Genomic DNA, 9243 nt, shown 5'->3' with positions numbered 1-9243 from the left:
TGTAAGACAATAGCGTCGCAAGACAACAGTGGAGCTAGTAGATGGCAACTATCAACCAGCTGGTACGTCAGCCGCGTAAGCGTATCGTCGAGAAATCCGACGTGCCTGCGCTGCAGAACTGCCCGCAACGTCGCGGTGTGTGCACTCGTGTGTATACCACCACGCCGAAAAAACCTAACTCGGCATTGCGTAAAGTCTGCCGTGTGCGCCTGACCAACGGTTTCGAGGTTTCCTCGTACATCGGTGGTGAAGGTCACAACCTGCAAGAGCACAGCGTGGTACTGATCCGTGGCGGTCGTGTAAAAGACTTGCCAGGTGTTCGTTATCACACCGTTCGTGGTTCTCTGGATACCTCCGGCGTTAAAGGCCGTAACCAGGGTCGCTCGAAATACGGTACCAAGAAGCCTAAGTAGTATTTGGCTTCTGTTAAAAATTGCAGATTTCTATTTTTCTGAGTCGATAAGAGTAAGGTCGGGCGCATCCTTTTTTGGGTGGTGGTCCCGAGCTAACCTGAAGACCGTTTGAGGGCTTATCCATGCCAAGAAGACGCGTAGCAGCCAAGCGCGAAGTGCTTGACGATCCAAAATACGGAAGCCAGATTCTGGCGAAGTTCATGAACCACGTGATGGAAAGCGGCAAGAAAGCCGTTGCCGAGCGTATCGTTTATGGCGCGCTGGAGAAGGTTAAAGAGCGTAAGAACAGCGATCCCCTGGAAATCTTCGAGAAAGCTCTCGACGCCATCGCTCCGCTGGTCGAAGTAAAGTCGCGCCGTGTAGGCGGTGCTACTTACCAGGTTCCGGTCGAAGTTCGTCCGTCCCGTCGTAATGCTCTGGCAATGCGTTGGCTGGTAGACTTCGCGCGTAAGCGCGGTGAGAAGTCTATGGCTCTGCGTTTGGCTGGCGAACTGTTGGACGCCGCCGAAGGTAAAGGTGCTGCGGTCAAGAAGCGTGAAGACGTGCACCGTATGGCTGAGGCCAACAAGGCTTTCTCGCACTACCGCTTCTAATTTCAGCGTCACTAATTTTGCGAGGGCTTTATGGCTCGTACTACACCGATTGGCCGTTACCGTAACATTGGTATCGTCGCTCACGTGGATGCTGGTAAAACCACCACCACCGAGCGCGTCCTTTTTTACACCGGCAAAAGTCATAAGATGGGCGAGGTGCATGACGGCGCCGCGACCACAGACTGGATGGTTCAGGAGCAGGAGCGTGGTATTACCATCACTTCTGCTGCCATCACTGCCTTCTGGCAGGGTTCTGAAAAGCAGCACAAAGATCAGTACCGCTTCAACGTCATCGATACCCCGGGTCACGTGGACTTCACCATTGAAGTTGAGCGTTCCCTGCGTGTACTCGACGGCGCGGTCGTTGTGTTCTGTGGTACTTCCGGCGTAGAGCCGCAGTCCGAAACCGTATGGCGTCAAGCCAACAAGTACGGTGTTCCACGTATCGTTTACGTGAACAAGATGGACCGTGCAGGTGCGAACTTCCTGCGCGTGATCGCTCAGATCAAGCAGCGCCTGGGTCACACACCGGTGCCTATCCAGCTGGCTATCGGTTCCGAAGATAACTTCCAGGGTCAGATCGATCTGATGTCCATGGAAGCTGTTTACTGGAACGATGCTGACAAGGGTATGGTTCCTGTTCGCAAGCCTATCCCTGCAGAGCTGCAGGAACTGGCTGACGAGTGGCGCAGCAACATGGTTGAGGCTGCGGCCGAAGCCAGCGAAGAGCTGATGAACAAGTACCTCGAAGGTGAAGAACTCACCAACGCGGAAATCAAGGCCGCTCTGCGTCAGCGTACTATCGCTGGTGAGATCGTTCTGGCTGTTTGTGGTTCTTCGTTCAAGAACAAGGGCGTTCCCCTGGTTCTCGACGCCGTAATCGACTACCTGCCTGCTCCAACCGACATTCCTGCTATCAAGGGTTCCGACCCTGATAACGAGGAAGTTCAGATGGAGCGTCATGCAGACGACGACGAGCCTTTCTCGGCTCTGGCGTTCAAGATCGCTACCGACCCATTTGTGGGTACCTTGACTTTCGTCCGTGTTTACTCGGGCGTGTTGGCATCCGGCGACGGCGTGATCAACTCGGTGAAAGGCAAGAAAGAGCGCGTGGGTCGTATGGTGCAAATGCACGCAAACGCCCGCGAAGAAATCAAGGAAGTACGCGCTGGTGACATCGCGGCCTTGATCGGCATGAAGGACGTCACCACTGGTGAAACCTTGTGCAACGCTGACAAGCCAATCATCCTGGTTCGCATGGACTTCCCGGAGCCGGTTATTTCGGTTGCCGTTGAGCCTAAAACCAAGGATGACCAGGAAAAAATGGGTATCGCACTGGGCAAGCTTGCTCAGGAAGACCCGTCTTTCCGCGTAAAAACTGATGAAGAGACTGGTCAGACGATCATCTCTGGCATGGGCGAACTGCACCTGGACATCCTGGTTGACCGGATGCGCCGTGAGTTCAACGTCGAAGCCAACATCGGCAAGCCTCAGGTTTCCTATCGTGAGCGCATCACGAAGAACTGCGAAATCGAAGGCAAGTTCGTTCGTCAATCCGGCGGTCGTGGCCAGTTCGGTCACTGCTGGATCCGTTTTGCACCTGCTGACGAAGGTCAGGAAGGTCTGCAATTCGTGAACGAAGTGGTGGGTGGTGTTGTTCCTAAGGAATACATCCCGGCTATCCAGAAGGGTATCGAAGAGCAGATGAAGAACGGTGTTGTCGCCGGCTATCCGCTGATCGGCCTGAAGGCTACCGTGTTTGATGGTTCTTACCACGACGTCGACTCGAACGAGATGGCGTTTAAGGTGGCTGCTTCCATGGCGACCAAGCAACTGGCCCAGAAGGGCGGTGGTGAGTTGCTTGAGCCGATCATGGCGGTAGAGGTTGTTACGCCTGAAGACTATATGGGTGACGTGATGGGCGACCTTAACCGTCGTCGCGGCATGATTCTGGGTATGGAAGATACGGTTTCCGGCAAGGTTATTCGCGCCGAGGTTCCGTTGGGTGAGATGTTCGGTTATGCGACCGACGTTCGCTCCATGTCTCAGGGTCGCGCAAGCTACTCTATGGAATTCAAAAAATACAATACAGCGCCGTCGCACATCGTCGAAACTGTAACCAAAAAACAAGGCTGATTCAGCGCCTTTAGGCTAGGAGTTATTTGTCGTGGCTAAAGAAAAATTTGAACGTAACAAACCGCACGTCAACGTTGGCACCATCGGTCACGTCGACCATGGTAAAACCACGCTGACCGCTGCTCTGACTCGTGTTTGCTCCGAAGTTTTCGGTTCCGCAAAGGTAGACTTCGACAAGATCGACAGCGCCCCGGAAGAGAAAGCTCGTGGTATCACCATCAACACCGCTCACGTTGAATACGATTCGGCCGTTCGCCACTACGCGCACGTTGACTGCCCAGGTCACGCCGACTACGTAAAAAACATGATCACCGGTGCTGCCCAGATGGACGGCGCGATTCTGGTTTGTTCCGCTGCTGACGGCCCGATGCCTCAGACTCGTGAGCACATCCTGCTGTCCCGTCAGGTTGGCGTTCCGTACATCGTTGTCTTCCTGAACAAGGCTGACATGGTTGACGACGCTGAGCTGCTGGAACTGGTTGAAATGGAAGTGCGTGACCTGCTCAGCACTTACGATTTCCCAGGTGACGACACTCCGATCATCATCGGTTCGGCTCTGATGGCTCTGAACGGCCAAGACGACAACGAGATGGGCACCACGGCTGTCAAGAAGCTGGTTGAGACTCTGGACAGCTACATCCCAGAACCAGTTCGTGCTATCGACAAGCCGTTCCTGATGCCAATCGAAGACGTATTCTCGATCTCCGGTCGTGGTACTGTTGTTACCGGTCGTGTTGAGCGTGGCATCATCAAGATCCAGGAAGAAGTAGAAATCGTAGGTCTGCGTGACACTACCAAGACTACTTGCACTGGCGTTGAGATGTTCCGCAAGCTGCTGGACGAAGGCCGTGCTGGTGAGAACTGCGGCGTTCTGCTGCGTGGCACCAAGCGTGACGACGTTGAGCGTGGCCAGGTTCTGGTCAAGCCAGGTACCGTTAAGCCGCACACTCAGTTCGAAGCTGAAATCTACGTTCTGAGCAAGGAAGAAGGCGGCCGTCATACTCCGTTCTTCAAAGGCTACCGTCCACAGTTCTACTTCCGTACTACCGACGTAACCGGTAGCTGCGAACTGCCGGAAGGCGTTGAGATGGTAATGCCAGGTGATAACGTTAAAGTTAACGTTACCCTGATCAAGCCAATCGCAATGGAAGACGGTCTGCGTTTCGCTATCCGTGAAGGCGGTCGTACCGTCGGCGCTGGTGTAGTAGCAAAAATCGTCGCTTAAGCGTTGATGCCTTGAAAAAGCCCCCGCCTTGCGGGGGCTTTTTTATTGGGTTGACACCCCGCCAGCTCGTCTATAGAATTGCGCCTCCTTTTAACGGGCGTATTGCGCTCGGTGGGAACAGCAATCTGGAGTCTGAATCCAATGCAAAACCAGCAAATCCGTATCAGGTTGAAGGCTTTTGACCATCGCCTGATCGACCAATCAACCCAGGAAATCGTGGAAACCGCGAAACGTACTGGTGCACAGGTGCGTGGTCCGATTCCACTGCCGACTCGTAAAGAGCGGTTCACCGTTCTGGTTTCTCCGCACGTCAACAAAGACGCGCGCGACCAGTATGAGATCCGTACTCATAAGCGCGTTCTGGACATCGTCCAGCCAACGGATAAAACCGTTGATGCTCTTATGAAGCTTGATCTTGCGGCCGGTGTGGAAGTTCAGATCAGCCTCGGCTAAGACTTGGGTCTTAGTCGTGTAACGCTCTGAAATGGGCGGCCATAGCGGGTGAAAGCCCCGTACACTCATGAGGTTTACAACATGACTATTGGTGTAGTCGGTCGTAAATGCGGTATGACCCGTATTTTCACCGAAGAAGGTGTCTCCATTCCGGTCACGGTCATTGAGATCGAGCCGAATCGCGTCACTCAGTTCAAAACCGAAGAAACCGATGGCTATCGTGCAGTGCAAGTCACTGTCGGCGAGCGTCGTGCTTCGCGTGTTACAGCTGCGCAGGCAGGTCACTTCGCCAAGGCGAACGTTGCTGCCGGTCGTACCATCATGGAATTCCGTCTTGAAGAAGGCGACTACCAGGCTGGCGATCTGATCAACGCTGAAATCTTCGCTGCTGGTCAACTGGTTGATGTAACCGGTCAGTCCAAGGGTAAAGGCTTCCAGGGTACGATCAAGCGCTGGAATTTCCGTGGTCAGGATAACACCCACGGTAACTCCGTCTCCCACCGCGTCCCGGGCTCTATCGGCCAGTGCCAGACTCCTGGTCGTGTATTCAAGGGCAAAAAAATGTCCGGTCATATGGGCGCTGAGCGCGTGACCGTGCAGTCCCTGGAAGTAGTGCGCGTGGACGCTGAACGCAATCTGTTGTTGGTCAAGGGTGCTGTTCCTGGCGCTACTGGCGGCAACCTGGTTGTACGTCCGGCAGCCAAGGCTCGCGGTTAAGGGGAAGCTGACATGCAATTAAATGTAAATGACGCTCAAGCAATCGAAGTTTCCGAACTGACATTTGGCGGCGAATTCAACGAGACGCTGGTTCACCAGGCAGTCGTGGCCTACATGGCTGGCGGTCGTCAGGGTAGCAAGCAGCAGAAGACCCGTTCTGACGTTTCTGGTGGCGGTAAGCGCCCATGGCGTCAAAAGGGTACTGGCCGTGCTCGTGCCGGTACTATCCGTAGCCCAATCTGGCGTGGCGGCGGTACCACTTTCGCAGCTCGTCCTCAGGACCACTCTCAGAAGCTCAACAAGAAGATGTACCGCGCAGCACTGCGCTCCATCCTTGCTGAACTGGTTCGTACTGATCGTCTGGTCGTGGTTCAGGACTTCGCTGTTGAAGCACCGAAAACCAAAGACTTGCTGAGCAAGCTGAATGGCATGGGCCTGACTGACGTCCTGATCGTGTCTGATGCTGTTGACCAGAATCTGTACCTGGCTGCTCGTAACCTGCCGCACGTTGATGTTCGTGACGTACAGGGTTCCGATCCAGTTAGTCTGATCGCATACGACAAGGTGTTGATCACCGTGTCGGCCGTGAAGAAATTCGAGGAGCTGCTGGGATGAACCAGGAACGCGTATTTAAAGTTCTACTTGGCCCGCACGTTTCCGAAAAGGCCACGGTTCTGGCTGACAAGAAAGGCCAGTTCGTTTTCAAGGTTGCAACTGACGCAACCAAGCTGGAAATCAAGAAGGCCGTCGAAAGCCTGTTCAGCGTGAAAGTAGAGCGTGTTACTACCCTGAATGTTCTGGGTAAGAGCAAGCGCACTGCTCGCGGTCTGGGCAAGCGTAATGACTGGAAGAAGGCAGTTATCTCCCTTCAGCCAGGCCAAGATCTCGATTTCAGCAGCAGTGCTGAGTAAGGAAGGGGTGCATCATGGCAATCGTTAAATGCAAACCGACTTCCCCTGGCCGCCGTTTTGTGGTCAAGGTGGTCAACCAGGAGCTGCATAAAGGCGCTCCTCACGCACCGCTGCTCGAGAAAAAATCGAAGTCTGGTGGTCGTAACAACAATGGCCGTATCACTACACGTCACGTGGGTGGTGGTCATAAGCAGCATTATCGTCTGGTCGATTTCCGTCGCAACGACAAAGATGGCATCGCTGCCACTGTCGAGCGTATCGAATACGATCCAAACCGTACTGCTCACATTGCTCTGCTGCTTTACGCAGACGGCGAGCGCCGCTACATCATCGCCCCTAAAGGCGTGAGTGCTGGCGACCAGCTGATTGCAGGTGCCTTGGCGCCAATCAAGCCGGGCAACGCTCTTCAACTGCGCAACATTCCAGTTGGTAGCACCGTACACGGCATCGAATTGAAGCCAGGTAAAGGCGCACAGATCGCACGTTCCGCTGGTGCTTCGGCACAGCTGATCGCACGTGAAGGTGTGTACGTAACCCTGCGTCTTCGCTCCGGTGAAATGCGTAAAGTACTGGCTGAATGCCGTGCAACGCTGGGCGAAGTCTCGAACTCCGAGCACAGCCTGCGTTCGCTGGGTAAAGCAGGTGCCAAACGCTGGCGTGGCGTTCGCCCAACCGTTCGTGGTGTTGCCATGAACCCGGTTGACCACCCACATGGTGGTGGTGAAGGTCGTACCTCTGGTGGTCGTCATCCGGTATCGCCGTGGGGCTTCCCGACTAAGGGCGCGAAGACTCGTGGTAATAAGCGTACCGACAAAATGATCGTCCGTCGTCGCAAGTAAATAGAGGGATACGACAGTGCCACGTTCTCTGAAAAAAGGTCCTTTTATTGATCTTCACCTACTGAAGAAGATCGAAGTGGCGGCGGAAAAGAACGATCGCAAACCAGTTAAGACCTGGTCGCGTCGTTCGATGATCCTGCCACAAATGGTCGGTTTGACCATTGCAGTGCATAACGGTCGTCAACATGTTCCAGTTCTCGTGAGCGAAGACATGGTCGGCCATAAACTAGGCGAGTTTGCCGGTACCCGCACATATCGTGGGCACGTGGCAGACAAGAAAGCCAAGCGTTAAGGGGTAAGGAACGATGGAAGTAGCCGCTAAGTTGTCGGGCGCTCGAATCTCCGCCCAGAAAGCCCGCTTGGTCGCCGACCAGATCCGCGGGAAGAAGGTGGGCGAAGCGCTCAACCTGTTGGCTTTCAGCAGTAAGAAAGCCGCCGAGATCCTGAAGAAAGTGCTGGAGTCGGCTGTAGCCAACGCCGAGCATAACGAAGGCGCAGACGTTGATGACCTCAAGGTCTCCACCGTTTTCGTCAACGAAGGGCGTTCGCTGAAGCGCATCATGCCACGTGCCAAAGGCCGTGCTGATCGCATCGTCAAGCGGTCTTGCCATATCACTGTCAAGGTTGCTGACAAGTAACGGAGTCGAAGAGATGGGTCAGAAAGTACATCCCATTGGCATTCGCCTGGGAATCGTCAAGGAGCACACCTCCGTCTGGTACGCAGATGGTCGGACTTATGCGGACTATTTGTTCGCTGATCTGAAGGTGCGTGAGTATCTCCAAGACAAACTAAAAAGCGCGTCCGTAAGCCGTATCGATATCCATCGTCCGGCTCAGACTGCACGTATCACCATCCACACCGCTCGTCCCGGCATCGTGATCGGCAAGAAAGGTGAAGATGTTGAGAAACTGCGTCAGGACCTGACCAAGCAAATGGGTGTGCCTGTGCACATCAATATCGAAGAGATCCGCAAGCCGGAGCTTGACGGTATGCTGGTTGCGCAGAGCGTAGCTCAGCAGCTGGAGCGTCGTGTAATGTTCCGTCGCGCTATGAAGCGCGCTGTACAGAACGCAATGCGCATTGGTGCCAAAGGCATCAAAATCCAAGTGAGCGGTCGTCTCGGCGGTGCTGAAATCGCACGTACTGAATGGTATCGCGAAGGTCGTGTGCCATTGCACACCCTGCGTGCCGACATCGACTATGCCAACTACGAAGCTCACACCACTTATGGTGTGATCGGTGTAAAGGTTTGGATCTTCAAAGGCGAAGTAATTGGTGGTCGCCAAGAAGAACTGAAACCACAAGCACCAGCGCCTCGTAAAAAAGCTGCTAAGTAAGGGGTACGCCAAATGTTGCAACCAAAGCGTACGAAGTTCCGCAAGCAGATGACCGGCCACAACCGTGGTCTGGCACTGCGCGGTAGCAAAGTCAGCTTCGGCGAGTTCGCGCTGAAGTCTGTTGCTCGTGGTCGTCTCACCGCTCGTCAGATCGAGTCAGCGCGTCGTGCTCTGACCCGTCACGTAAAACGTGGCGGCAAGATCTGGATCCGTGTATTCCCGGACAAGCCTGTCACCAAAAAGCCACTCGAAGTTCGGATGGGTAAAGGTAAGGGTAACGTCGAGTACTGGGTTGCCCAGATTCAGCCAGGCAAAGTCCTGTATGAAATCGAGGGTGTTACTGAAGAGCTGGCGCGTGAGGCTTTCGCCCTGGCTGCTGCAAAGCTGCCACTCGCCACCTCCTTTGTTAAGCGGACGGTGATGTGATGAAAGCGAATGAACTTCGTGAAAAATCAGCACAGCAGCTGAACGAGCAACTGCTCGGCCTGCTGCGCGACCAGTTCAATCTGCGTATGCAGAAAGCAACTGGCCAGTTGGGGCAGTCTCACCTGCTCTCGCAAGTTAAGCGTGACATCGCTCGCGTGAAGACTGTGCTCAACCAGCAGGCAGGTAAGTAAT

General features: G+C 54.4%; 14 protein-coding genes. All 14 read left to right on the top strand.

What is annotated here, in order from left to right; genetic code table 11:
* The first annotated feature begins 41 nt into the window (after positions 1 to 41).
* The 14 genes from rpsL to rpmC all read left to right on the top strand — a co-directional run bounded on the left by rpsL (position 42) and on the right by rpmC (position 9242).
* Positions 42 to 413 (top strand): 30S ribosomal protein S12, encoded by a 372-nt coding sequence (gene rpsL / locus H8S56_RS20335; RefSeq protein WP_002555494.1) that lies wholly within the window; start codon positions 42 to 44, stop codon positions 411 to 413.
* A 122-nt stretch (positions 414 to 535) separates the two neighbouring features.
* Positions 536 to 1006 (top strand): 30S ribosomal protein S7, encoded by a 471-nt coding sequence (rpsG, locus tag H8S56_RS20330; RefSeq protein WP_002555493.1) that lies wholly within the window; start codon positions 536 to 538, stop codon positions 1004 to 1006.
* Positions 1007 to 1036: 30 nt separating this feature from the next.
* On the top strand, positions 1037 to 3142 hold the full coding sequence (gene fusA, locus H8S56_RS20325; protein ID WP_024687034.1) for an elongation factor G: 2106 nt from the start codon (positions 1037 to 1039) through the stop codon (positions 3140 to 3142).
* 31 nt (positions 3143 to 3173) lie between these two features.
* Positions 3174 to 4367, top strand: coding sequence for an elongation factor Tu (tuf, locus tag H8S56_RS20320; protein WP_024687033.1), 1194 nt, complete (start codon positions 3174 to 3176; stop codon positions 4365 to 4367).
* A gap of 141 nt (positions 4368 to 4508) precedes the next feature.
* Positions 4509 to 4820 (top strand): 30S ribosomal protein S10, encoded by a 312-nt coding sequence (gene rpsJ / locus H8S56_RS20315; RefSeq protein WP_003186070.1) that lies wholly within the window; start codon positions 4509 to 4511, stop codon positions 4818 to 4820.
* An 81-nt stretch (positions 4821 to 4901) separates the two neighbouring features.
* Positions 4902 to 5537 (top strand): 50S ribosomal protein L3, encoded by a 636-nt coding sequence (rplC, locus tag H8S56_RS20310; protein ID WP_024687032.1) that lies wholly within the window; start codon positions 4902 to 4904, stop codon positions 5535 to 5537.
* A gap of 12 nt (positions 5538 to 5549) precedes the next feature.
* Positions 5550 to 6152, top strand: a complete 603-nt coding sequence (rplD, locus tag H8S56_RS20305) for a 50S ribosomal protein L4 (RefSeq protein ID WP_004883668.1) — start codon at positions 5550 to 5552, stop codon at positions 6150 to 6152.
* Positions 6149 to 6448 (top strand): 50S ribosomal protein L23, encoded by a 300-nt coding sequence (rplW, locus tag H8S56_RS20300; protein ID WP_002555488.1) that lies wholly within the window; start codon positions 6149 to 6151, stop codon positions 6446 to 6448. The genes rplD and rplW overlap by 4 nt, the downstream gene beginning before the upstream one ends.
* 14 nt (positions 6449 to 6462) lie before the next feature.
* Positions 6463 to 7287 (top strand): 50S ribosomal protein L2, encoded by an 825-nt coding sequence (gene rplB / locus H8S56_RS20295; RefSeq protein WP_007924198.1) that lies wholly within the window; start codon positions 6463 to 6465, stop codon positions 7285 to 7287.
* Positions 7288 to 7303: 16 nt separating this feature from the next.
* Positions 7304 to 7579, top strand: coding sequence for a 30S ribosomal protein S19 (rpsS, locus tag H8S56_RS20290; protein WP_004883670.1), 276 nt, complete (start codon positions 7304 to 7306; stop codon positions 7577 to 7579).
* A 13-nt stretch (positions 7580 to 7592) separates the two neighbouring features.
* Entirely contained in the window at positions 7593 to 7925 is a 333-nt protein-coding gene (gene rplV, locus H8S56_RS20285; RefSeq protein WP_002555485.1) for a 50S ribosomal protein L22, read from the top strand.
* Positions 7926 to 7938: 13 nt separating this feature from the next.
* Positions 7939 to 8625, top strand: coding sequence for a 30S ribosomal protein S3 (gene rpsC / locus H8S56_RS20280; protein WP_003176422.1), 687 nt, complete (start codon positions 7939 to 7941; stop codon positions 8623 to 8625).
* 12 nt (positions 8626 to 8637) lie between these two features.
* The gene (gene rplP / locus H8S56_RS20275; RefSeq protein WP_002555482.1) at positions 8638 to 9051 is read left to right on the top strand and encodes a 50S ribosomal protein L16; all 414 of its coding nucleotides are present in this window, start codon (positions 8638 to 8640) and stop codon (positions 9049 to 9051) included.
* A complete protein-coding gene (gene rpmC, locus H8S56_RS20270) occupies positions 9051 to 9242 on the top strand; it encodes a 50S ribosomal protein L29 (RefSeq protein WP_002555481.1) in 192 nt (63 codons plus the stop codon). Before rplP ends, rpmC begins: the two co-directional genes overlap by 1 nt.
* Position 9243 lies beyond the last annotated feature (1 nt).

It is taken from the genome of Pseudomonas triticifolii, assembly GCF_014358015.1.
Taxonomy (GTDB): domain Bacteria; phylum Pseudomonadota; class Gammaproteobacteria; order Pseudomonadales; family Pseudomonadaceae; genus Aquipseudomonas; species Aquipseudomonas triticifolii.
Note: the sequence above shows the minus strand (reverse complement) of the source record. Positions and strands in the feature narration are given on the sequence as shown.

Excerpts from the sequence above, each read along its gene's own strand:
- rpsL (WP_002555494.1), top strand. The coding sequence starts at position 42 with ATGGCAACTATCAACCAGCTGGTACGTCAGCCGCGTAAGCGTATCGTC.
- rpsG (WP_002555493.1), top strand. The coding sequence starts at position 536 with ATGCCAAGAAGACGCGTAGCAGCCAAGCGCGAAGTGCTTGACGATCCA.
- fusA (WP_024687034.1), top strand. The coding sequence starts at position 1,037 with ATGGCTCGTACTACACCGATTGGCCGTTACCGTAACATTGGTATCGTC.
- rpsJ (WP_003186070.1), top strand. The coding sequence starts at position 4,509 with ATGCAAAACCAGCAAATCCGTATCAGGTTGAAGGCTTTTGACCATCGC.
- rplC (WP_024687032.1), top strand. The coding sequence starts at position 4,902 with ATGACTATTGGTGTAGTCGGTCGTAAATGCGGTATGACCCGTATTTTC.
- rplD (WP_004883668.1), top strand. The coding sequence starts at position 5,550 with ATGCAATTAAATGTAAATGACGCTCAAGCAATCGAAGTTTCCGAACTG.
- rplW (WP_002555488.1), top strand. The coding sequence starts at position 6,149 with ATGAACCAGGAACGCGTATTTAAAGTTCTACTTGGCCCGCACGTTTCC.
- rplB (WP_007924198.1), top strand. The coding sequence starts at position 6,463 with ATGGCAATCGTTAAATGCAAACCGACTTCCCCTGGCCGCCGTTTTGTG.
- rplV (WP_002555485.1), top strand. The coding sequence starts at position 7,593 with ATGGAAGTAGCCGCTAAGTTGTCGGGCGCTCGAATCTCCGCCCAGAAA.
- rpsC (WP_003176422.1), top strand. The coding sequence starts at position 7,939 with ATGGGTCAGAAAGTACATCCCATTGGCATTCGCCTGGGAATCGTCAAG.
- rplP (WP_002555482.1), top strand. The coding sequence starts at position 8,638 with ATGTTGCAACCAAAGCGTACGAAGTTCCGCAAGCAGATGACCGGCCAC.
- rpmC (WP_002555481.1), top strand. The coding sequence starts at position 9,051 with ATGAAAGCGAATGAACTTCGTGAAAAATCAGCACAGCAGCTGAACGAG.